The 23,134-nt window shown below is 71.3% G+C and carries 17 protein-coding genes; 8 read left to right on the top strand and 9 right to left on the bottom strand.

Annotation, left to right across the window (positions count from 1 at the left end):
* Nucleotides 1-691 precede the first annotated feature (691 nt).
* The 3 genes from ACWC97_RS25200 (at nt 692) to katG (ending at nt 6,534) form a co-directional block, all read left to right on the top strand.
* The gene (locus ACWC97_RS25200; protein WP_352279046.1) at nt 692-3,106 is read left to right on the top strand and encodes a prealbumin-like fold domain-containing protein; all 2,415 of its coding nucleotides are present in this window, start codon (nt 692-694) and stop codon (nt 3,104-3,106) included.
* Nucleotides 3,107-3,282: 176 nt separating this feature from the next.
* The gene (locus ACWC97_RS25205; protein ID WP_352279048.1) at nt 3,283-4,110 is read left to right on the top strand and encodes an alpha/beta fold hydrolase; all 828 of its coding nucleotides are present in this window, start codon (nt 3,283-3,285) and stop codon (nt 4,108-4,110) included.
* Between the two features lie 168 nt (nt 4,111-4,278).
* Nucleotides 4,279-6,534, top strand: a complete 2,256-nt coding sequence (gene katG, locus ACWC97_RS25210; protein WP_450651702.1) for a catalase/peroxidase HPI — start codon at nt 4,279-4,281, stop codon at nt 6,532-6,534.
* A 133-nt stretch (nt 6,535-6,667) separates the two neighbouring features.
* On the opposite strand, the gene ACWC97_RS25215 is transcribed toward katG, so the two are convergent.
* Genes ACWC97_RS25215 through ACWC97_RS25225 form a run of 3 tightly spaced genes read right to left on the bottom strand, consistent with a single transcriptional unit; the run spans nt 6,668 to nt 8,771 of the window.
* Entirely contained in the window at nt 6,668-6,922 is a 255-nt protein-coding gene (locus ACWC97_RS25215; RefSeq protein WP_450651704.1) for a hypothetical protein, read from the bottom strand.
* Nucleotides 6,919-7,890 (bottom strand): ornithine cyclodeaminase family protein, encoded by a 972-nt coding sequence (locus ACWC97_RS25220; protein ID WP_450651706.1) that lies wholly within the window; start codon nt 7,888-7,890, stop codon nt 6,919-6,921. Before ACWC97_RS25220 ends, ACWC97_RS25215 begins: the two co-directional genes overlap by 4 nt.
* Nucleotides 7,891-7,901: 11 nt before the next feature.
* A complete protein-coding gene (locus ACWC97_RS25225; RefSeq protein ID WP_450651708.1) occupies nt 7,902-8,771 on the bottom strand; it encodes a PhzF family phenazine biosynthesis protein in 870 nt (289 codons plus the stop codon).
* Nucleotides 8,772-8,864: 93 nt separating this feature from the next.
* Here ACWC97_RS25225 and ACWC97_RS25230 point away from each other — a divergent pair, with 93 nt between their 5' ends.
* Complete coding sequence (locus ACWC97_RS25230) at nt 8,865-10,301, top strand: aminotransferase-like domain-containing protein (RefSeq protein WP_450651710.1); 1,437 nt, start codon at nt 8,865-8,867, stop codon at nt 10,299-10,301.
* 140 nt (nt 10,302-10,441) lie between these two features.
* On the opposite strand, the gene ACWC97_RS25235 is transcribed toward ACWC97_RS25230, so the two are convergent.
* The 3 genes from ACWC97_RS25235 to ACWC97_RS25245 are packed head-to-tail and all read right to left on the bottom strand — an operon-like array spanning nt 10,442 to nt 13,083.
* Nucleotides 10,442-11,653: an NAD(P)/FAD-dependent oxidoreductase gene (locus ACWC97_RS25235; protein WP_450651712.1), complete on the bottom strand. Its 1,212-nt coding sequence runs from the start codon at nt 11,651-11,653 to the stop codon at nt 10,442-10,444.
* Nucleotides 11,650-11,847 carry a ferredoxin gene (locus ACWC97_RS25240; protein WP_352280003.1) on the bottom strand — a complete coding sequence of 66 codons (198 nt, stop codon included), beginning with the start codon at nt 11,845-11,847 and terminating at the stop codon, nt 11,650-11,652. Before ACWC97_RS25240 ends, ACWC97_RS25235 begins: the two co-directional genes overlap by 4 nt.
* A 12-nt stretch (nt 11,848-11,859) precedes the next feature.
* Nucleotides 11,860-13,083 carry a cytochrome P450 gene (locus ACWC97_RS25245; RefSeq protein WP_450651714.1) on the bottom strand — a complete coding sequence of 408 codons (1,224 nt, stop codon included), beginning with the start codon at nt 13,081-13,083 and terminating at the stop codon, nt 11,860-11,862.
* Nucleotides 13,084-13,314: 231 nt separating this feature from the next.
* On the opposite strand from ACWC97_RS25245, the gene ACWC97_RS25250 reads away from it, so the two are divergent.
* Nucleotides 13,315-13,797, top strand: a complete 483-nt coding sequence (locus tag ACWC97_RS25250) for a MarR family winged helix-turn-helix transcriptional regulator (protein WP_352280005.1) — start codon at nt 13,315-13,317, stop codon at nt 13,795-13,797.
* A gap of 29 nt (nt 13,798-13,826) precedes the next feature.
* Here the strand turns inward: ACWC97_RS25250 and ACWC97_RS25255 are convergent, their stop codons facing one another.
* Nucleotides 13,827-14,519 (bottom strand): response regulator transcription factor, encoded by a 693-nt coding sequence (locus tag ACWC97_RS25255; RefSeq protein ID WP_352280006.1) that lies wholly within the window; start codon nt 14,517-14,519, stop codon nt 13,827-13,829.
* Entirely contained in the window at nt 14,516-15,703 is a 1,188-nt protein-coding gene (locus ACWC97_RS25260) for a sensor histidine kinase (RefSeq protein ID WP_450651717.1), read from the bottom strand. The genes ACWC97_RS25255 and ACWC97_RS25260 overlap by 4 nt, the downstream gene beginning before the upstream one ends.
* A gap of 274 nt (nt 15,704-15,977) precedes the next feature.
* Here ACWC97_RS25260 and ACWC97_RS25265 point away from each other — a divergent pair, with 274 nt between their 5' ends.
* The 3 genes from ACWC97_RS25265 to ACWC97_RS25275 all read left to right on the top strand — a co-directional run bounded on the left by ACWC97_RS25265 (nt 15,978) and on the right by ACWC97_RS25275 (nt 20,780).
* Nucleotides 15,978-18,218 carry an MMPL family transporter gene (locus tag ACWC97_RS25265; RefSeq protein WP_450651719.1) on the top strand — a complete coding sequence of 747 codons (2,241 nt, stop codon included), beginning with the start codon at nt 15,978-15,980 and terminating at the stop codon, nt 18,216-18,218.
* A gap of 114 nt (nt 18,219-18,332) precedes the next feature.
* A complete protein-coding gene (locus ACWC97_RS25270) occupies nt 18,333-19,436 on the top strand; it encodes a serine hydrolase domain-containing protein (RefSeq protein ID WP_450651791.1) in 1,104 nt (367 codons plus the stop codon).
* A 240-nt stretch (nt 19,437-19,676) separates the two neighbouring features.
* Complete coding sequence (locus ACWC97_RS25275; RefSeq protein WP_450651721.1) at nt 19,677-20,780, top strand: serine hydrolase domain-containing protein; 1,104 nt, start codon at nt 19,677-19,679, stop codon at nt 20,778-20,780.
* Between the two features lie 76 nt (nt 20,781-20,856).
* Here ACWC97_RS25275 and ACWC97_RS25280 read toward each other — a convergent pair whose 3' ends face one another.
* Nucleotides 20,857-23,016, bottom strand: coding sequence for an eCIS core domain-containing protein (locus ACWC97_RS25280; protein ID WP_450651723.1), 2,160 nt, complete (start codon nt 23,014-23,016; stop codon nt 20,857-20,859).
* Nucleotides 23,017-23,134: the final 118 nt, after the last annotated feature.

The raw sequence follows: 23,134 nt of genomic DNA on the forward strand, positions 1-23,134 counted from the left end.
CGAGGCCGGGAGCCCTTCACTTCTCGGGCAACCACGGTAGCGGCGCCCCACCTTCCGGCGACCGGGTAGGGAAGCCTGGGCGAGACCCCGGGAGCAGTCGCGGTCCAGTCCCACTGCTGAGCGTTGTCCACCGCGGTCTTCGCGCCGTCGGGCAACGGTCGGCGCACGGCCTTGAACCGGGCCGGGTGAGGATCTCCACGGACCGCCACCGGCACTTCGACAGGTTCCCCGATGAACAGAAGCCCGGTTCGTCGACGTGCACTCCGTTCGCTGTCGCCGGCACTGCGCGGGCGACAGCGAACGGATCGCGTCCGGCCGCTGCCGGGCTCCGACACCAGCACACCTGCCATGCTGCGGCTCCTCCGTCTCACCGGCCGCCGCCGCTCCGGGGGCCGTGAGGTCGGACACGTCCGCGACGAACCGGATGTCGACCCAACCTGACCGTCTAGTCCGTCACTCCCTCCATGTGGGGGGAACCGCACTGGCGGACACGCCCCTATGTGCACTAATGGTAAAAATTTGGTTGTAGTAACTGCTTGTCTGGGTTCTCCGTATTTCGCTCGAAGGGGAATCCATGCGTATGCCGAGCAGCGTGCCGGCTGCACCGGGATGGCGTCGGGGCCGGGTCCGAAGCGTGGGCCGTGCGCTGGCAGGTGCGGTCGCGCTCGTGTCCTTGCTGGGAGCGGCTCCGATGACGGTCCCGCCGCCGACGCCCGACAGCTCCGTGGTCACGGTGAGGACGGGAGGCGACCGGGTCACGGACTCGACGGTCGGGCCGTTGGCCGGGGTGCGGCTCGCCCTGTACTCCTCGCAGGACACCACGACGCCCCTCGACGCGGACTGGGCGCGGTGCACCTCGGACGGTGACGGGGACTGCAGCTTCGTCGTGCCGGACACCGGCCCGGGCGGAGCCAACGAGGGCGCCCGCTACTACGTCGGCCAGCCCGAGGACGGTGTGCCGCCCGGGTGGTACACCAATACCGCTCTGCGGACCGGTGCCGGGAGCGGGTCGGGGTCGGTGCGGTCCCCGTACCGGTTCCTGACACCGGCGCTGGAGAGCGGGCGGACGTACTCCTCGACCCGCGACTTCATGTTCAGCACCGACTACGCGGCCAGCCCGTACGTCGCTTCCGGCGGCATCTGGCAGCAGTCCCGGAACAACCCCGACCTGCCGGAGAGCTGCGGCCTGAACGTCGCACTGGTCCTGGACCTCTCGGCGTCCGTGGGAAGTTCGCTGCCCGCGCTGAAGGCGGCGGCGAACGGATTCGTCGACGCGCTGGCCGGCACCCCCTCCCGGGCCGCGCTGTTCTCCTTCGACCGCGGCTCGCCCAGCACCGGGACCAGCAACCACCCCGGGCTGATGCCGCTGTCGACGCAGACCGGCGCGGACGCCTTCAAGGCCCTCTACGCGGACTGGACCCTGGGCTCAGGCACCAACTGGGACCAGGGGCTGTACGCGGTCGCCAAGGCCGAACCGCACTACGACGCGGTCGTCGTCCTCACCGACGGGAACCCGACGTACTGGAACAACCCCCGCATGGGCGACGGTTCGCACACCCACTTCGCCGATGTCGAAGGCGGGATCTTCTCGGCCAACGCGGTCAAGGCGAAGGGTTCGCGCGTCATCGCCGTGGGCGTCGGCCGGGGCGTCGAGGGGGTGTCCGGCCTGAACCTCCGAGCCATCTCCGGTACGGAGGCGTTCGACGGCACCAACACGCGTACCGCCGACTACTACCAGACCGCCGACTTCGCGGGGGCCGGAGCGGCCCTGACCGATCTCGCGCTCAGCAACTGCGCCGGGACGCTCTCCGTGGTCAAGCAGATCGTGCCCGCGGACAACACCGGCGAGGACGTCACCGGGGCCACTCCCGCGGGCGAGGGCTGGACGTTCAACGCGACGACCACCACCCCCGGCATCGGCGGGCTGCCCGACACACAGGAGACCTCCGCGGACAACACCGGTGCCGTCGCGTTCGAACCCACCTATCCGGCCGGTACCGAATCCGCCGACATCACCGTGGCCGAGGCCCAGCAACCGGGCTACGACCTGGTGACGCAGGGCGGGCTCAACGCCGTCTGCACCGATCTCGACACCGACACCCCGGTGCCGGTCACCAACTCCGGAACGGCGCAGAACCCGGCGTTCGGCGTGGATGTCCCCCGCCTCTCCGCCATCAGTTGCACCGTGTACAACCGGCCGCGGGAGGAAGCGGAAGCCGAGATCACCGTCGAGAAGGAATGGCGCATCGACGGAAAGACCTACCCGCACGCCAACCGGCCGCCCGGCTTCGACGCCAACCTCACCCTGACCGGACCCGGCTCCGCGGCCGCCACGCCCCAGGAGTGGGGAGTACCGCGCGGCGGCTACCTCCTCGGTGACGCCGCCACGATCGCCGAGACCACGACCGTCCCCGACACCTGCACCCTGGACAGCCGCAGGATCACCTCGGCCAACGGTGATCCCGCCGACGAGGTGCTCCCCTACGAGGCACGGCTGACCCGGGCGGAGAACACCTTCACCGTGCGCAACACCGTGACCTGCGAACACAAGGACGACACCTGGCTGACCCTGGTCAAGCATGTCGTCAACAAGCACGGCGCGTCGGCGGAGCCCGGAGACTGGACCCTGACCGCGGACGGCCCGAAGAACCTCTCCGGAACGAGTGGCAGCACCGACGTCACCCACGTTCCGGTGCCGCCCGGAACGTACGCCCTCGGCGAGTCGAACGGCCCCGCGGGATACCAGGCGGCCGGCTGGACCTGCACGGACACCGAAGGACAGGACGTCGACGCTGCCGACGGGAAGGTGACGCTCACCGCCGGTGACGACGTCACCTGCACCCTCACCAACACCTCACACGGCAGCTCACCCTCACCCCACCCGACACACACCTGGCCCGGCCCCGGCCACACGAAGCCTCCGGGCGGCGACCACGGCGGGGGCCACGGCGGCGGCCATGGCGGCGGCCATGGCGGGGGCGGCGAACTCAGCCACACCGGCACCGCGAACAGCGGCCCGCTCGCCCTGACCGCACTCGCCTGCGCGACCGCGGGCTCCGCTCTGCTGATCGGCCCCGCACGCCGACGCCGACGCCGACACACCTGACCCACACCACACCCACCCGTCCCGCCTTCACCGTCCCCCCGTCGGGCGGGCCCGCCAGGCCCGCCCGACCTCCAAGACGTCACACTGCGTGACATTTCGAGTGGCGGCCGACGCGTGACCGGGTGATCCTCGGGAGGACAGCGATGTCCCCTGCCGCAGGGAAGGACGGACCCGCAATGCCGATCTGTACGACGCGAGACGGAACCGAGATCTTCTACAAGGACTGGGGTCGTGGCCGACCCGTGGTCTTCATCCACGGCTGGCCGCTCAACGGTGACGCGTGGCAGGACCAACTGAAGGCCGTCGCCGACGCCGGCTACCGAGGTATCGCGCACGACCGCCGCGGTCACGGCCGTTCGACGCCGGTGTACGGAGGCTACGACTTCGACACCTTCGCCGACGACCTGAACGACCTGCTCAGCAGCCTCGACCTGCAGGACGTGACACTCGTGGCGCATTCGATGGGCGGCGGCGAACTCGCCCGCTACATCGGCCGCCACGGCACCGGCAGGATCCGCTCCGCCGTCCTGCTCTCCGCCGTCCCGCCGTTGATGCTGAAGGGCCCCGACAACCCGGAGGGTGTCCCGCAGGAAGTCTTCGACGACATCAAGGCCGGCATCCTCAAGGAGCGCTCGCAGTTCTGGAAGGACACGGCGGTCGGCTTCTTCGGTGCCAACCGCGAGGGCAACAAGGTCACCCAGGGCAACAAGGACGCCTTCTGGTACATGGCCATGGCGCAGACCATCGAAGGCGGTGTCGATTGCGTGGACGCCTTCGCCGCCACCGACTTCCACGAGGACCTCAAGAAGTTCGACGTCCCCACCCTGATCGTGCACGGCGACGACGACCAGGTGGTGCCGATCGACGCCACCGGCCGTAAGTCCGCCGAGCTCATCGCGGACGCCGAGCTGAAGGTCTACGAGGGCGGCTCGCACGGCATCGCCCTGGTGCCGGGTGACAAGGAACGCTTCAACAAGGACCTGCTGGAGTTCCTCAACCGGTGACCTCCGTGCCCGCTGCCGGCGACGGCCGCGGTGCGGACTGTTCGAAGTCGGGTGGGTGGTGGCCCCGGGGCCACCACCCACCCGACCATTCCCGCACGGGCGCGGTCGTCCGTGCCGTATGCGTTCCGTATGCGGGCGCCATCCCTTGTGACGTAGAAAGGCTCGGCCATGCCGGAAGAGCACCCGACCCCCGAGACCAACGCTCTGCCCGCGAACACGAACCCGGCCGCCGAAGGCTGCCCTGTTCAGGGCGCTGCCGCCGATCCGATGAAGGGCGACGGTATCCGCCAGTGGTGGCCGAACCGCCTCAACCTGGACGTCCTGCGGCGGCACGCGGGTACCGGCTGCAACCCCAACGGTGACGACTTCGACTACGCCGACGCGTTCAGTGCGCTGGACCTGCCTGCTGTGAAGCGGGACATCACAGAGGTCCTGACGACGTCCCAGGACTGGTGGCCGGCCGATTTCGGCCATTACGGTCCGTTCATCATCCGCATGGCGTGGCACTTGTCCGGCACCTACCGCGTGTGTGACGGCCGGGGCGGCAACGGCGCGGGCCTCCAGCGTTTCGCCCCCGTCAACAGTTGGCCGGACAACGTCAACCTCGACAAGGCCCGCCGACTGCTGTGGCCGGTGAAGAAGAAGTACGGGCGGGCGCTGTCCTGGGCCGACCTGATGGTTCTCGCCGGCAACGTCGCCCTGGAGTCCATGGGCTTCAAGACCTTTGGCTTCGGGGGCGGGCGCGAGGAGGTCTGGGGACCCGACGAGGCGGTGTACTGGGGACCCGAGACGGTGTGGCTGACCGACGCGCGGCACACGGACGAGGGCGAACTGCGAGTCCCGCTCGCGGCGGACACGATGGGCCTGATCTACGTCAATCCCGAGGGCCCCAAGGGCAATCCGGATCCTATGGCGTCCGCCACCGACATCCGTGAGACCTTCGACCGCATGGCGATGAACGACGAGGAAACCGTCGCGCTGTGCGCCGGTGGCCACACCTTCGGCAAGACCCACGGCGCCGCCGGTTCCGACAGGCTGGGCCCCGAGCCCGAGGCCGCGCCGCTCGAACAGCGTGGGCTGGGATGGAAGAACTCGTTCGGGACCGGCAAGGGCAACGACACCATCACCAGCGGTCTTGAGGTGATCTGGACCGACACCCCCACCACCTGGGACAACCGGTACTTCGAGATCCTCCTCGGCTACGAATGGGAGCTGACGAAGAGCCCCGGAGGCGCGTACCAGTGGCGGCCCAAGAACGGCGCAGGTGAAGGCAGCGTGCCCGATCCGCACGACCCGGCGAAACGTCGTACCCCGGCCATGCTGACCACCGACATCGCGTTGCGGGTCGACCCCGACTACGCTCGGATCTGTCGCCGCTTCCTCGGGGATCCCGACGCCTTCGCCGACGCCTTCGCCCGCGCGTGGTACAAGCTGACGCACCGCGACATGGGTCCGGTCACCCGCTACCTCGGGCCCGAGGTTCCGGCCGAGCAGCTGATCTGGCAGGACCCGCTGCCGGAACCGACCCACGCTCCTCTCGACCGGGCAGATGTGGACCTGTTGAAGTCCAGGGTTCTCGACGCTGGTCTCACCATCGCTGATCTGGTGTGGGTCGCCTGGGCATCGGCCTCCACGTTCCGCCGCAGCGACAAGCGCGGAGGCGCCAACGGCGCCCGTATCCGCCTCGAACCCCAGAGCGGCTGGGATGTCAATGAGCCCTACCGGCTGAGCACCATTCTCAGCCGGCTGGAGGATGTCCGTGCGGCGTTCAACGCGTCACGCCCCGAAGGCCGGGGCGTTTCGATGGCCGACCTCATCGTCCTCGCCGGCACCGCAGCCGTCGAGAGGGCCGCTGCCGACGCCGGCCACCGGCTCGATGTCGCCTTCACTCCCGGGCGGGTGGATGCCGCGCAGGAGCACACCGATGTGGACGGCTTCGCCCCTCTGGAGCCGGTTGCCGACGGGTTCCGCAACTATCTCGGCAAGGGCGACAGCCTTCCCTCCGAGTACCGTCTCGTCGACCAGGCCGACCTGCTCGGCCTGAGTCCTCAGGAGATGACCGCTCTCCTCGGAGGCCTGCGCGTGCTCGGTGCCACCTACCAGAACACCGCACTCGGTGTCCTCACCAGGACTCCCGGCCGCCTCACCAACGACTACTACGTCAACATCCTCGACGAGAACATCAGTTGGGAGCCAGCGGCTCACGACGAGAACCTCTTCGAAGGGCGTGTCACCACGAGCGGCCAGCTGCGCTGGACGGGCAGCCGCACCGATCTCGTCTTCGGTTCCAACGCCGAACTGCGCGCACTCGCCGAGATCTACGCCAGCGAGGACGGGGAGGACAAGTTCGTGGAGGACTTCGCCTCCGCCTGGACGAAGGTGATGGACCTGGACCGCTTCGATCTGCACCGTGGCCAGGGCTGACGGAGCTCGGGGCAGTTCGAGGACCTCGATGCCCTCCCCTTCCTCCGCCACCCCGCCGCCACGAGATCGCGCCCGGCACGGTCGAGCCCTGTCCGGCCGCGGTGGTCCGGGATGTCCACACCGGGGCGGGGCCTCACGCGGCCCCCTGCCGGTCGAGTGTCCGGGTGACTGCGTGGAAGAAGGAGGAGGACACACTCACGCTGAGCGGGCCCGGCACGGGGCGGCCGAGGACGTCGACACGGGCGGGAATCCTGGTCAGCAGGGCCGTACCGAGTCCCTTGCTGCGGTGCCGGTCGTGGAAGAAGGCGGTGGTCAGTATGTGCGCGACCGCGTCGATGTCCGCGCGGGTCGCGACGCGTGCGCGAACGGGGCGCCGCGGGGAGATCATCCGCCGGTCCTTTCCAGCAGGGTGAGGACCGTCTCCGCGGCGGCGAGGTCCTGGGGGCCGATGCCGATGAGCTTGGCGACCGTGATGTCGTCCGGTGTACGTCGTCCGGGGGCCCGGCCGGCCAGGACCTCGCCGATCTCGCCGTCCACGCGGTCCCGCGTGATCTCTCCGCGGGCGAGGGCCGCGTGGATGTCCCCGTGGCGGAGAGCGAGGTCCCTGCTGTCGACGATGACCCGGGTGGCGCGGTTCAGACAGGCTCCGTCGAGTTCACGCTTGGTCGGGTCGTCGGCGCCGAGGGCGGTGATGTGCTGACCGGGCCGGAGCCAGGAGCCGAACAGGACGGGGGTGGGGCTGGCGGTCGCGGTGACGACGATGTCGGAGTGGCGCACGGCCCGCTCCGGATCGGCGGTCGCGGTCACGTCGACGTGGGGCAGATCCTGGCCGAGGCGGTCGGCGAGGGCGAGCGCCCGGCGGTGGTCGCGGCCCCAGACCCGGAGCCGGCGGACCGGGCGTACGAGGGTGAGGGCGCGGGCCTGGAGTTCGGCCTGTCTGCCGGTGCCCAGGACGATCGCGCGGGTTGCGTCCGGGCGGGACAGCGCGCGGGCGCAGACGGCTCCGGCGGCGGCCGTGCGGAGGTCGGAGAGGTGGTGCTCGTCCTCCAGCACGGCCCTGACGGCGCCGGTCGACGCGTCGAAGAGCGCGACGAACCCGCCGCCTTCGGTCATGCCGCGCGCCCGGTTGCCCGGGAACCAGTTGGCGACCTTGACAAGGAAGTGACGGCCCCCGGGCAGGTAGGTGGCCTTGACGTGGGAGTCCCCGCCTTGTGCCACGGGCAGCACCATGACGGGTGCCCGAGCGTCTTCGATGGTGCTGAACGCGGTGAAGGCGTCGGCGACGGGTTCCACGAGGTCGGCGAGACCCACGACCGCGCGGATCCGGTCGGGCGTGTAGTGGGGGAAACCGGGCATGAGAGGGGTCCTCACTCGGGCAGCGTGTCCAGCGTTCCGCGGGCCACCAGGCTCACAGCGCCGCCGACCCGGACGTTGCGCAGCGCGTCGGGACGGCCTTGGGGCAGGACGGAGAGTCGGCTCGGGCGGCCGGTGAAGCGCCCCTGCCGCAGGACGAACTCCTTCTCGGCGGGGACGACGCGGTGCCGCGCCAGGTACGCGCCGACACAGCCGGCCGCGCTGCCGGTCGCCACGTCTTCCAGAACGCCGTCGTTGTTCCAGTGGCGGCCTTCCAGCGCCTGGACGTCGAGGACGTAGGCGAACTGCGCGCCGTACCGCCCGACCAACTCGGCGAAGTCGCCAGGGACGATCCTCGCCTCCGGCAGCCCCGACACGACCGGCACGACGAGGTAGCGCAGGCCGGTGGAGACGACCTCAAGGGGAAGATCGGCCAGTGCCCGGACGGGCAGGTTCAGTGCCGCCGCGATCCCCGCCCTGTCCTGCGTCGGTACGGTCGCGAGGAACTCCGGTGCTCCCTGGTCGAGGTCCGCGCGGTAGCCGTCGGCGGTGCGCCGGGTGGACACCTCGACGGTCCTGCCGGAGAGGTGGAACGTCCAGCGCCGGGGGCCGGGGGCGCCGTCTCGTTCGTGCAGGACCGCGGCCGCGCCCAGGACCGGGTGTCCGGCGAAGTCGAGTTCCTCGAAGAGATCGAAGACCCGTGCGGTGACGCGATGACTTCCTTCCGTGCCGCTCAGGAAGATCGCCTCGAAGTGGCGGAGCTCCTGCGTGATTGTGAGCATCTGCCCGGTGGACAGGCTTGAGCTGTCGGGAAAGACGGCGAGGGAGTTGCCGGTGTAGGCCTTGTCGGCGAACACGTCGACATGGCGGTAGTGCAGGGGCATGAGGCTTCCAGGCGGTGCGGGAGCGGGGGTACGTCTCGACGCTAAGCGGCACCGACCCCGCTGTCGTGGTCCAATCCGCGTAACGTGGCCTATGTGGATCGAGTAGTGCGGCGCATCCCCGCGTCACGGTTCCCCCGGATGCTCGGCGAGTGGCGCGACGGTGAGGGCACGCTGGCGCGCAGGCTGGCCGATGCCGTGGAGAAGGCCGTCTACGACGGCCGGCTCCCGCTCGACGCACAGCTTCCTGCCGAGCGCCTCCTCGCCGACGAGCTCGGCCTCGCGCGGGGCACCGTGGCGGCGAGCTACCGGATCCTGCGCGCCGAGCGGCTGATCGTCACCCGGACCGGCTCCGGCAGCACCGTCTCCCTGCCGCCCCGGCTGCACGACCGCCTTTCGCCGTGGGCCAGCGACCGGGGTGAGGCGGGCAGGAACGGGGCGCCGCTGGATCTGACCGTCGCGGAACCCGCGGCACCCTTCGACGAACTGCTCCAAGCCGTGCGGGAAGCGACCGACACGCTGCCCGCCGCGCTGCTCGGGGACGCCGCCGGGGCCCGCCGGCCGTCGGCGCTGCACACGGGCGTCGCCGACCTCTACAACGCCCAGGGGCTCACGACCGACGCGGGACACCTTCTGCTGACCAGCGGCGCCGATGCCGCGCTGAGTCTGCTCAGCGCGGCATACCTGCGGTCCAGGAGCCGGGTCGTCCTGGACTCGCCCACCTACCCGGGGGCGCTCGCCCTCTTCCGCGGCGCGGGTGCCGAGCTGGTCTCCCAGCCCCTCACCCCCACCGGCTGGGACCTCCCCGCGCTGGACCGTACCCTCGCGACGGCCCGGCCGTCCCTGACCTACCTGGTCACGGACTTCCACAACCCCACCGGCCTGCTGATGGACGAGGGCGACCGCGCCGAACTCGGGCGGCGGCTGTCCTCCCACGACACCCTGGTCGTCTTCGACGAGACCATGCGCGATCTCGACCTGCGCGGGGCAGCGGCAGCCGCCCCGCCGCCCCGCTTCGCGGCACGCGCGGGTGACCGGCACATCGTGTACGTGGGATCCCTGAGCAAGTCCCTGTGGCCGGGCCTGCGTGTGGGCTGGATCCGCGCACACCCGGACGTCGTCCGCCGACTGGCGGCGCTTCCGCTTGCCGCCGCCCTCGCCCCCTCGCCCGTCGACCGGCTCGTCGCCGCCCGCCTGATGGAACGCAGACAGGCGGTCCTCGACCGCCGGCGTGTACAACTGGCCCACCAGCGGGACCACCTCGCCGCGCGGCTGTCGGCCCTGCCGTGGTGCCGCTTCCGGGTACCGCAAGGCGGACTGTCCCTGTGGCTCGAACTCCTCGACACCGATTCACGACGCCTGACCGACCTGGCCGCCAGGCACGGCCTGGCCCTCACACCCGGCTTCCACTTCTCCCCGGACGGAGCCCTGGACCGCTACCTGCGAATTCCCTTCACCCTCCCGCCCGAGGCGCTCGACACCGCGGTCGACAGACTCACCGAGGCCCATGCCGCCCGGGACGACGCCCCCTGAGGGAGCCCGCGCCCCGGGCCGCTTCGCGGTGTGCCGGACGAGTAGTCCGATGTCCCGGTCAAGGGTCGTAGGCGATCAGTGATCCGGTGGACGGGGTCGAGCAGGCGTGGGGCCTGCCCATCAGGAGGGGCTTCGGGCACTCATGCGGGTTTCGGGGCCGTCGGGGGGAGGGCCTCGGTCGGTCCCGGGGTGGTGAGCAGCTCGCGGCGGAGGCGGAGGACCTGGCGCGGGGCGTTCCAGCCGAGGACGGCGCACACGCGTCCGTGCGTCCGGTAGACCCCGGTGAACCGATCGTCCTCCGGGTCGGCCTCGTGCGGCTCGTACTCCGCCCCGGGCGCGATCAGCCCGTGTACGGCGATCTTGTGGGGCCCCTGGTCCGTCCAGAAGTAGGGCACCCATTCCAGGTCGCGCCGTTGGCCCAGCAGATCGGCGGCGACGACGCGGGCCTGGTCCCCGGCGTGCATCCGGTGTTCGAGGCGCAGGTGCCGGCCGCTTCGCGGGTGGTACCAGGCCGCGACGTCGCCGCATGCGTGGACGCCCGGGGCCGCCCGGCCGACGGCGTCGCAGCGGACGCCGTCGGACAGGTCGAGCTCCGTACGGGTGAGCCAGTCCACGTCCGGGGCCGAGCCGATCGCCGTGAGCACGGTCCCGGCGGTGAGGCGGGTGCCGTCGTCCAGGAGTACTTCCAGGCCCTCGTCCCGGGGGAGTCGGCCGCCTTGGTGGATCTTCTCGACGGTCGCCCCGGTGAGGACGGTGGCACCTGCTGCGGTGAGCCGTTCCCCTGCGAGGGCGCCCACGTGGGGGCCGAGTCCCGGCAGAACGGTGGAGGCCGGGGTGACCAAGGTGACCTCGCACCCCAGGGACAGCGCCGTCCACGCCGTCTCGGTCCCGAGGAACCCGCCGCCCACCACGACCAGCCGCTGTCCCGGGCGCAGCCGCCCGGCCAGGGTTGCCGCGTCCTCGACGGTCTTGAGGGTCACGGCGCCCGGGAGTCCGGCGGTCCCGGGCAGGGTGCGGGGAGCGACGCCGGTGGCGACGACCAGGTCCGTGTACGGCAGGGCCGTCCCGTCGTCCAGGGTGACGACGCGTGCCGCGAGGTCGGCGGCGACGGCCCGCCGCCCCCGGTACTCGGAGGCGTCGAGCCGCTCCAGTGCGTCGGGGCCCGCCAGCCACAGCTGCTCGGGTCCCGCCTCGCCCTTGAGGAAGCGCTTGGACAACGGCGGTCGGTCGTACGGCGGGTGGTCCTCCCCGCCGACGAGGGTGAGGGCGTCGTCGTAGCCCAGGCGACGCAGTTCCTCGGCCACGGTCAGGCCGGCTGCGCCCGTTCCGACGACGAGGATGCTGCGGCTCACCGACCGTCCCACAGAATGGCCGCGGCGGGGCACACCCGGGCCGCCTCCTCGACACGGGGGCGTTCCCGCTCCGGCGTCTCCTCGGAAAGGAGGACGGCGACACCGTCCTCGTCGCGCTGGTCGAACACGTCCGGGGCGATCAGGACGCACTGGCCCGCTCCGACGCACTTGCCTTCGTCAACGGTGATCTTCATGTGTGGGGTCTCCTACCAGGCGACGGGGAACGAGTTGAGGCCGTGGACACGGCTGTGCTGCTTGATGTCGTACGGCCGGGCCGCGTCGGCCGCACGCAGCGTGGGCACCCGTGCGAACAGGGTGCGGAAGGTCAGCAGCAGCTCCAGGCGGGCCAGCGCCTGACCGAGGCACTGGTGGGTGCCGTGGCTGAACGCGAGGTGCCCGCGGGCGGGGCGCCGCACGTCGAACACGTCGGGGTCGTCGAAGGCCGCCGCGTCCCGGTTGGCCGAGGGCAGGGAGATCAGCACCCCTTCCCCGGCGCGGACGGGACAGCCGCCGACCGTCATGTCCTCCGTGACGGCGAACTGCCGGGGGTGCTGCGCGACCGAGAGGTAGCGCAGCATTTCTTCGATCGCCTCGGCCTGTGCCGCCTCGTCACCGGCGAGGAACAGGTCGCGCTGGTCGGGGTGGCGCAGGAACAGTGCGGTGCCCAGGCCGATCATGTTGCCGGTGGTCTCGAAGCCCGCGACGAGCAACGTCATCCCGATGGTGACGAGTTCGGCCCGGGCGATGGTGCCGGGTACCACCAGGTCACGGGCCAACTGCGCCAGCACGTCGTCGCCGTCGCCGGTGCGGAGCCGCTCGCCCACCAGTGCGTCCAGGTACTTTGCCAGCTCGCCCAGGGCGACGCGCACCTCGCTCGGGTCCGCGTTGCCGGCGAGCGCACGGGAGGCGGCGTTCCGGAAGAAGGCGTGGTCGGAGTACGGCACGCCCAGCAGCAGGCAGATGACCCGCGACGGGATGGGCTGGGCCACCAGCTCGATCAGGTCGGCGGGTGAGTCGGAAGCCAGCAGATCGTCGACGGCGTCATCGACGATCCGCTGGATGTCGGCGCGCAGGGCGTTGACCCGCTTGACCGTGAAGTGCCGCGCCAGTCGGCGTCGTTGTACCAGGTGGTCGGGGTCGTCGGTGCGGATCAGGCTCTCCGACTTGTCGTCGCGCTGCTGGACGTCGCCGGGGCTGAAGAGGGGGAAGGCCGGGTTGTCGAGCCTGGCGGAGATGCCCTGGCTCGACAGGACCTCCTTGGCGTCCTCGTAGCGGGTGATCAGCCTGGGCTCGGCGCCCTCCAGCGCCTTGACCCGCGGCAGCCCGGGAACCGCGCGGAGTCCGGCGAACTCGGCGGGCGGGCTGAACGGGCACGATCGCTCGGTCGGATAGGTGATGGCGGACGGTCCTGCGGAAGGGTCTGCGCTCACGCGTTACTCCGTTACTCGTGGGGGAGGCGAGAGCTGTGCTCATGCGTGTGGGGGCAGAGCGGCCCTCGACCAAATGTGCATCGTGCAACGGTAGTTCATCATGCACATCAATTGCATCATGCACAAGATTGGGGCGTTGGGGCGTCGGGGCATCGGAGCGTCGGGGCCTCGGAGGGTGGGGCGGCGACGTGCGCGATGATGGGGGGACGCGCTGACAGGAGGGGCAGAGGCATGGACGAACGAGAGCACCGGCTCAATGACTTCGAGCGGGAGCTGACGCTGCTGTCCCGCCACTTCGTCGCCTCACGCGGCCCACGCTCCGGCCAGAGCCTGGACCGCTCCGCCTACGTGCTGCTCACGCGCCTGGAGGCCGGCGAGCCGCTTACGCTCAAGCAGCTGGCCCACACGTTCCAGGTGGGCATCTCCACCATCAACCGCCAGGTCAGTGCGATGCTCCGCAAGGATCTGGTGGAACGCATCCCCGACCCCGACGGTGGAATGGCGCGCAAGTACCGACCCACCGCCCTGGGGCTGGAACGGCTCCGGGCCGACCGGGCGATCGGCCTCGAAGGGGTAGCGCGCCTGATCGGGGCGACGGGGTGGACGGAGCAGCGAACGCGCGACTTCGTGACCCTGCTCGGCGAACTCAACCAGGGTATTGAGCGCCTCGAAGGGCTCGCTCTGGCCCGCTCGGAACAAGGCGCGACGAGCTGACAGCCCGCAACCTCAAGGGTCAGTACCCCCTAGTCCGATCGGCCCGCCTGAATCAGTCCGGTCTCGTACGCGGCGATCACGGCCTGGGCGCGGTCGCGGACGCCCAGTTTCCCGAAGACGGCGGTGATGTGGTTCTTCACGGTCGACGTGCTGACGCGCATGGTCCGCGCGATCTCCGCGTTGTCGAGGCCGGTGGCCATCAGGCGCCACACCTCGGCCTCGCGCGGGGTGAGGTCGCCGGTGTCGGCGGTGACGGGGGGTGCGGGGCGCGGCGGGGCCGTGACGTAGGTGGCGATCAGCCGGGTCAGGAGCCGGGGGGCGACGGCCGCCTCGCCGGTGTGGACCACGTGGATCGCGGCCACCAGTTCCTCGGGCGAGGTGTCCTTCGGCAGGAATCCGCAGGCGCCCGCGCGCAGGGCGGCCACCACGTGTTCGTCCAGGTCGAAGGTGCTCAGCGCCAGGACGCGGCAGCCGGGCAGTTCCCGGGCGAGCCGGCCCGTCGCGGCGACGCCGTCGAGCACCGGCATGCGGATGTCCATCACGACGATGTCGGGCCGCAGCCGGTGTGCGAGGGCGACCGCCTCCTCGCCGTCCGCGGCCTCGCCCACCACGTCGAAGGCCGGGTCGGGGCCGAGGATCAGCGCCAGCCCGCGGCGTACCAGCGGCTGGTCGTCCGCGATCAGGACCCTGATGGCCGGCTCGCGCGTCGTCGTCCCGGTCACCGCAGTGCTCCCGCGTCGGCCCGCAGGGGCAGCCGGGCCGACACCCGGAACCCGCCCCCGTCCAGCGGTCCGGCCTCCAGGGTGCCGCCGTGCAGCACGGCCCGTTCGCGCATCCCGACCAGACCGTAGCCGGGCCCCGATCCGTTGCCCGGTCCTGCGGGGCCGGTGCCCGGTCCGTCGTCGGAGACCTCCACGGTCACCCCGTCCGGCGCGTACGCCAGCCGTACGTGGGCCCGCGCGTCTCCGGCGTACTTGCGGGCGTTGGTGAGCGCTTCCTGGACGATCCGGAACAGGCTCAGGCCCACGCTCGGCGGCAGCGCACGCTCCTCGCCCCGTACGTCGAGCGAGGCGGGGAGCCCGGCCCGGCACGATTCGGCGACGAGCCGCTCCAGGTCGCCGACGCCCGGCTGCGGGGCGGTCGGTTCGCTCTCCCATTCGTCCCCGGCCCGGAGCACGTCGAGCAGCTGCCGCATCTCGCGCAGGGCCACCCGGCCGGACGCCTCCAGCGTGACCAGCGCCTCCCGGGCCACCTCCGGGTCACGGGCGAGGTTGGCCCGGGCGCCCCCGGACATCAGCTGCATGGTGGTGATGTGGTGCGCCACGATGTCGTGCAACTCCCGTGCGATACGCCGTCGTTCGGCCGCCACCGCCTGGTCCGCGAGGAGTCGGCGTCTGGCCTCGATGTCCCGCTGCCAGTGGTTCATCACGGTCGCGGCGATCGCCACGACCGCCGCGGCGGAGACGGTGCCCACGATGTCCACGACCGGTGGCCGCGGCCACGACGCCGTGTCCACCAGTGACATCGTCACGGCCGCCAGCGACGCCGCGACCGCCACGGCCGTGCGCCGGGACCGGATGACCGTGTAGAGCGCGACGACCACCGCGGCGTTGAAGTGCTGGCTCATCGGCACGTTCAGGTGCAGGACCAGCCCCAGCAGCAGAACGGCCGCGAACGACAGGACCGGCGTCCGGCGCCGGACGAGCAGCGGCAGCGCGGCCACCACCACGAGGAAACAGCCGGCCACCGGCACGTCGCCCTGCTCGGACTGGCTGCTGAGGGTGAAGCCGATCAGGTCCACGGCCGCCACACCGGTCATGACCAGGGCGTCGTCGCGCGTCCACGGCAGCGCCTCGCCGCCCGCCGGGATCCCCGGGGCGCCGGGGTCGGGGCGCTTCGTCACCATCACGGTTCTCTTCTCTCCTGACCGGGCCGTACTCACCAGCCGCCACCGGTGCGGCACGCCTGCCGCCCGCGATCCAGTCTCGCACCGGGATCCGGGCACCTCCCGGGCCCCCGGGCCGACCCTCGGCCTGGGACCAGGGTCCTGGTCGGCGGCCATCCCCGGCCCACGCTCCCAGGCCGCTTCTCGTCCCGTACTCGGACGATCCGCGCGTTCCGCGGTGATGAGCTTTTCCTGTGCCGAAAACGCCGCATCCCACCCACCGTTGGAGAACACCGTGATCCGCGCCCTGACCGGGTTCTCCACCCGCAACCCGTGGAAGGTCATCGCCCTCTGGGCGGTGGTGGGCATCTTCCTCACCCTGCTCGCCCAGGCGCTGGTCTTCAAGGTCACACGGACCGGGAACGGGGACTTCCTGCCCGCGCAGTACGACTCGGCGGCCGCGCTGAAGGTCGCCGAGGAGAAGTTCGGGGTGAAGTCCGACGCCAACACGGTCACCGTGCTCGTCGGCAGGCAGGACGGCAAGCCCCTCACCCGGGCCGACCAGCGGCGCATCGGCGAGGTCGCCGAGGAGCTGGGCCGCCGGCACGTCGAGATGCCCAAGCCGGAGGACGACACGCCCTCGTTCATGTACGAGGACTACTCCCAGACCCCGAAGGTCGCTCCCGCCATGGTCGCGCCGGACCGCGGCTTCGAGCTGCTCTCCGCGCAGCTCACGGGCAACAGCACGGACCCCGGCCTGCACGACCTCTACCGGGCCTTCCGGGACGGGACGAAGGACGAGTTCTCCGATGCCGGGATGCGCACCGGATTCACCGGCGGCCTGGCCGACCTCGTCGACACGGCCGAGGCGGAGGAGACCACCGCGACGGTCGTCGGCGCCCTCATGCTCGGTCTGATCGTCCTGATCCACATCCTGGTGTTCCGCAGCGCGCTGGCCGCCTTCGTCCCCCTGATCGCGGTCGCCGTCGTCGCGGGCGCGGCGGGAGGTGTGGTCGTGGGCACCTCGATGCTCGCCGGCATCGACCTCGACCCGTCCACCCCGCGCATGATCGGCGTCGTCCTGATCGGCATCGGCGTCGACTACTTCCTGTTCCTGCTCTTCCGCTTCCGGGAACAGCTCCGGGCCCGCCCCGACGTGTCGGCCCGTGCCGTCGCCGCGGAGGTGAGCGCCCGGGTCGGCACGGCGATCACCTCTGCGGCGCTCACCATCGTCGCCGCCTTCGCCACGCTCGGCATCGCGACCTTCGGGCAGTTCCGGGTGCTCGGCCCGGCCATCGCCGTCTCGGTACTCGTCATGCTCCTCGCCGGCCTCACCCTGATGCCCGCGCTGCTCGCGGCCACCGGACGCGCGATGTTCTGGCCGTCCCGCTCGCTCGGGCGGGAGCCGCGCACCGGCAAGGCCGCGAGCATCGGCGATCTGGTCGCCCGCCGCCCGCTCACGCTGATCGTCGCCTCCGTCGCCCTGCTCGGCGCGCTGGCCACCGGACTCGTCGGCATGCGGATGGACTTCGGCCAGCCATCCGGCGGCCAGGACACCCCGGCGGCCGTCACCGCCGCCGAGATCGCCCGCTCCCTGCCCGCCGGTGTGTCCGATCCGGCCACGGTCTACGTCACCGCGAAGGACGGCACCACGCTGACCGACCGGGGAATCGCCGCGCTGCCCGAGGCCCTGGCCGGGGTCGACGGCGTCGGCCGGGTCGGCGAGACCGTCTTCACCAAGGACCGCACCGCGGCCCGTATCGACGTCCACCTCACCGTCGACACCCGGAGCCAACGGGCCCGCGACCTCGTGTCCGGTCCCATCCGCGCCACCGTCGCCGACCACACACCTCCCGGCGCGCAGGCCCATGTGGGCGGTACCGCCGCGGTCTTCGCGGACATCTCCACCGCAGTCGGCCACGACCTGAGGACCGTGTTCCCGGTCGCCGCCGCGCTGATCGCGCTCATCCTGATCGTCCTGCTGCGCAGCCTGCTCGCCCCGGCCGTGCTCATGGTCGCCGTGGGCCTCGGCTTCGCCGCCACCCTCGGCGCGTCGGCCCTGTTCTTCCAGCACCTCCTCGACCGGCCGGGGGTCGGCTTCATCCTGCCGCTGGTGCTGTTCCTCTTCGTCGTCGCGCTCGGCACCGACTACAACATCCTGATCAGCGACCGCATCCGCGAGGAGATGGACCGGCCGGGGCCTGCCCGCGCCGCCGTCGCCCGCGCCGTGCGCCACACCGCTCCCGCCGTCGCCACGGCCGGTGTCGTCCTCGCCGCGTCCTTCGGGAGCCTCGGCGCCAACTCCGACCCCGGCACGCAGCAGATCGGCTTCGCGACGGCGCTCGGCATCATGCTCTCCGCCTTCGTCGTCTCGATCGTGCTGGTACCCGCGCTCGTCGCGCTCCTGGGCCGGGCCACGTGGTGGCCCGTCCGCCCGGGACGCCCCAAGGGAAGCCACCAGGGCCGCCACCAGGGCCGCCAGGACGAGTCACCGGCAGGCCCGTCGCACCACGACCACCTCTTCCCGACCCACTGACGCTGTTCCCCTACCGACAGGAGTAGTTCCATGTACGCACATGTATCGCCGGTCTCGCCGGTCTCGCCGAAGTTCCGTCCCGGGCTCTCGCGGGGTGGTCGGCGCAAGGTCCTGATGGCCGTGACGGTGCTTACCGGGGCGGTCATGGCCGCCGGTGCGCTGTCCCCGTCGGCGGCGTCCGCCGCCAGGCCGGACACGGTCCAGAGGAGCTTGGACACGTTGGTGCGCGAGGACCGGGCGCCTGCCGCGCTGGCCACCGTCACGGACCGCGAGGGTCGGACGCGCGTCTACACGGCGGGTGTCGGGGACCTGAAGACCGGGGCGAAGGTGCCGAAGGACGGGCAGGTGCGGGCGGGCAGCAACACCAAGGCGTTCACGGCGGTGGTGGTGCTGCAGTTGGTGGCCGAGAAGAAGGTCGCCCTGAACGCCCCCGTCGACACGTACCTGCCCGGTCTGTTGCGCGGTGACGGGATCGATGGCCGCCACATCACGGTCCGCCAACTCCTCCAGCACACCAGCGGAATCCCCGACTACGTGGACCAGCGGGCGATCCTTGAGAACCCGCAGAGGTACTACGAGCCGCGAGAGCTCCTCGACGCCGCCCTCGCGCGGAAGGCCCACTTCGCGCCGGGGGAGAAGTGGGAGTACAGCAACACGAACTACCTGGTCGCGGGCCTGATCGTCCAGAAGGTCACCGGCCGCCCGCTGGGCGAGGAGATCGGCCGGCGGATCGTCGACCGCATCGGGCTGCGCCACACCTACTTCCCCGCCCCCGGAGACATGACCATTCGCGAGCCCCACCCCAAGGGCTACCACCGGGACGCGGCCGAGTCACCCTGGCGCGAGTACACCGAGCTCGACCCGTCGTGGGGCTGGGCCGCGGGTGCGGTGGTCTCCACCAACAGCGACCTCAACCGCTTCTACACCGCCCTCCTCGGCGGCAAGCTCCTGCCTCAGGCCCAGCTCGCCGAGATGCGCACCACCGTTCCCACGGAGGGGGCCGGTCAGGGCGTCCGCTACGGGCTGGGCCTGACCAGCACACCGTTGTCGTGCGGCGGCGTCTACTGGGGTCATGGCGGAACCATCCCGGGTTACTTCACCTTGGGAGGCGTCAGGGAGGACGGCCGTGCGGTCAACATCGCACTGACCTCCATTCCGGCCGACGAAGCCACCACACAGCAGGCGCAGACCGCCGTCGAAACGGCCCTGTGCCGCTGACGCCTCCACCGGACCAAACGGGACGACCGCCGCTTCCGCTCCTGCTCCCGCGTCTGTTCACGGCCGTAGGAGCGGGGGCGGGGCGGCGACCGGCGCCCCGGCGTGCCGCGCCGAGGCGCGCAGCCCCTCTCTTCGATCGCTCTTCACCGTCACCACAGGAGTTGCCCCATGGATGCATGTGTCTCGCCGAGGTCCCGTCCCACGCTCAAGCCGGGTGGTCGGCGCAGAGTCTTGCTGGCGATGTCGGTGCTGACCGGGGCGGTCATGGCCGCCGGTGCGCTGTTCCCGTCTGCGGCGTCCGCCGCCAGGCCGGACACGGTTCAGAAGAGCCTGGACACGTTGGTGCGCGAGGACCGGGCGCCTGCCGCGCTGGCCACCGTCACGGACCGGGAGGGCCGGACGCGCGTCTATACGGCGGGTGTCGGTGATCTGAAGACCGGGGCGAAGGTGCCGAAGGACGGGCAGGTGCGGGCGGGCAGCAACACCAAGGCGTTCACGGCGGTGGTGGTGCTGCAGTTGGTGGCCGAGAAGAAGGTCGCCCTGGACGCCCCCGTCGACACCTACCTGCCCGGCCTGCTGCGCGGTGACGGGATCGACGGCCGCCACATCACGGTCCGCCAACTCCTCCAGCACACCAGCGGAATCCCCGAATACATGGCGGCCCCCGTCTTCGAGGACTTCCCCGCCGTCCGGTACCGGTACTTCGAGCCGCGAGAGCTCCTCGACGGTGCGCTCGCGCGGAAGGCGCACTTCGCGCCGGGGGAGAAGTGGGAGTACAGCAACACGAACTACCTGGTCGCGGGCCTGATCGTCCAGAAGGTCACCGGCCGCCCCGTGGGCGAGGAGATCGGGCGACGCGTCATCGACCGCATCGGGCTGCGCCACACCTACTTCCCCACCCCCGGAGAAACGACCGTCCACGAGCCCCACCCCAAGGGCTACGAACGGGAAACGGACGACGGGCCCCTGGTCGACTACACCACCATGGACATGTCCATGGCCTGGGCCGCGGGTGCGGTGGTCTCCACCAACAGCGACCTCAACCGCTTCTTCGCCGCCCTCCTCGGCGGCAAGCTCCTGCCCCCGGCCCAGCTCGCCGAGATGCGCACCACCGTCCCCGCGGAGGACCGCGGCCCCGGCGTCCGCTACGGACTGGGCCTGACCAGTACGCCGCTGTCGTGCGGCGGCGTCTACTGGGGCCACGGTGGAACCGCCCTCGGGTACCGGACACGAGGAGGCGTCACGGAGGACGGACGCGCCGCCAACGTCGCGGTGACCACCACCCCGACGGGCGCGGCCTCCCGGCACGTGGAGGCCGCCGTCGACACGGCACTGTGCCGCTGACCCCGGGCGGCGAACAGGCCCGGAACCGGGGCGAAGAAGGAGGTGGGCGGGAGGAGGGGCCCGTGAGGTCGCGGGCCTACTTCTTCTTGTACTTGAGGGTCTTCCGCTCGTTCAGGCGCTGGACCAGGCCGAAGGCGGCGAGGGCGAAGGGCTTGATGGCGGCGGTGGGGATGTCCTGTTTCATGCGGCGCAGTTCGGCGACCAGGGCGAGTTCCTGTTCGCCCGGCCTGCCCACCTGGTCCTCCACCGTGCCCAGCTTGCCGAGCGACGGGTGGACGTAGTCCCACTCCTCCTCGCGGTCGCCGACCTGCCCCTTCTCCTCGTCGTTCAGGTGCTCGAAGTTCCGCAGCAGGTCCTTGCCGGCCGGGATGCCCTTCAGCCATTCGGCCCGGGTCAGCGTGATCTGCTTCGTCTCGCGGTCGCCGGCGTCCCCGCGCGCGACGGGCTTGGCGTACAGCTGGGCGCTCCCGTCCTCGGGGAATCCGACCGCCCTGAGGGCGAACGTGGCGAACCTGCTCGGGTCCTCGCGGAAGTACGCCTGGAGCGGGCCGGGCAGCAGCGCGAAGTTGTGGGCGAAGGAGGTGCGGGACATCAGTCCGCCCGCGATCGACTTCGAGTTGGGGTTCTCCTCCAGCTTGGCGCCGTAATGGAGGTAGCTGCCGATCAGGGAGACCAGGCCGACCAGGCCGTCCGTCGAGGCGTCCCCGATGCTCTCCCTGGGGAGTCCCTTGGCCAGCTCCTCGGCCGCCAGACGGATCTTGGTGACCTTGGTGAGGGCGGTCCGGTGCAGGTCCTCGCCGGCCTGCTTGCGCTGCCGGTGGGCCGGGAGCTTGAAGGGGTTGGACGGCTTCTCCGGCACCTCCAGGTACTCCAGGAACCGGGGCAGCTGATCGAGCTTGAAGCCGCCGGTCGTCTGCGGTTCGTAGAGGAGGGGGCCGCGCAGCGGGAACACCATGATCCCGGACTGCGCTTCGAAGCCCGCCACCCGGATGCCGTCGAGCGGGAAGGACGTCTCCGCCTGCCTGGCGTCCAGGGCCCTGGAGACCTTGGTGATCGTGTTCATCACCTCGACGACCTCGTCCTTGCTGTCCAGCGGATCGGTCACCCATTCCAGGGCCGAGCCGCCCGTGGGGCTGACGTCCGAGGTGAGCTGGTATTTCGTGCCGCCGCCGACCACACCCATCTTGGGGACGTCCCGGCCGGGTATGGGGGTCTCCCGGATCGCGTTGTTCCTGAGCAGCGCGGTCTCGCCGTCCGCCATGAGCCGCTCGTACGTGTCGGGGGCCTCCTGCCGCAGTTGTCGGAGCCGCGCCGCGCCCTCGTCGGTGAGCCGGCGTTCGTAGGGGCGGTCCGGGGGTGCCGGGGTGAGCCACCTGCGCATCAGATCCGCCTCGGACGCGCTCTGTTCGGTCTCGTCCAGAAGGCGTTTCGCGTCGGCCGACTTTCCGGCGAGCGTCACCATGATCTGCGCGTGCCGGACGGCCTCGCGCTCCACGATCTCGTTCTGGTAGTTCTCTTCGTCCGCCTGGGTCAGGTCGTTGTGGTCGCGCATGCGCCACTGCGACTCGAACTCGAAGCCGACGCGGCGCTGGACCGCGTCCCGGTGGCCGGCGCCGTTCCCGCGGTCCTCGCCGCCGGTCGTGGCGTGGGGGTGGGCGCTCCCGCCGCGAGCGACGCGGTCACCGACCTCGGCGGCCTCGCGCTCCCACCGGTCGCCCGGGTCGCTGAGCCCGGCGGGTGCGCCGCGCTGCGTGGTGTGGTGGATCTCGTGGGCCATCGTCCCCACGTCGCGCAGGACGCTCGCGTTCTGCACGACGATGTTGTCACCGACGGTGTACGCCTTCGCGTCGATGGCCGCGGTGGTCCGCGCGTCGACCGAGACCCTGAGGTGGCCGAGATCGGCACCGAAGGCCCGCTCCATGGTCGCCCGCATGCCGCCCGGCAGCCGGGTGCCGCCACGCCCGGCCGTTCTCACTGCCTCGTGGACGGCATCGTGTCCCTGGTCGGCGTCCGCCCGGTTCCGCTCGCCCTCGATCATGCGGGCGACGGCTGCGTTTCCGTACGTACGTTGCAGGGCGTCCAGGGAGCCGGGCGGGGCGGAGACCGGGGCGGCCGGGAGCGTGGCGGGGGCGCGAACGGTGCCCTCCGGACCGGTGCGTTCGTGGTCGCGGCCGGGGCCGGGGCTGGAATGGGGGCCGGCGCCGTCGTTCCGGCGGGACTTCGGGGTGTACCGCATGGAGGAATCCATTCGCACGAGATCGCTTGCACCGCCTCGGAACGCGACTCTGCCGCAGGAACCGGCGGGACGAAAGGACGGAACGGGCAGACCGTGGGCCAACCCCGGCCGTTCGCAG

It is taken from the genome of Streptomyces sp. NPDC001108 (assembly GCF_053598535.1).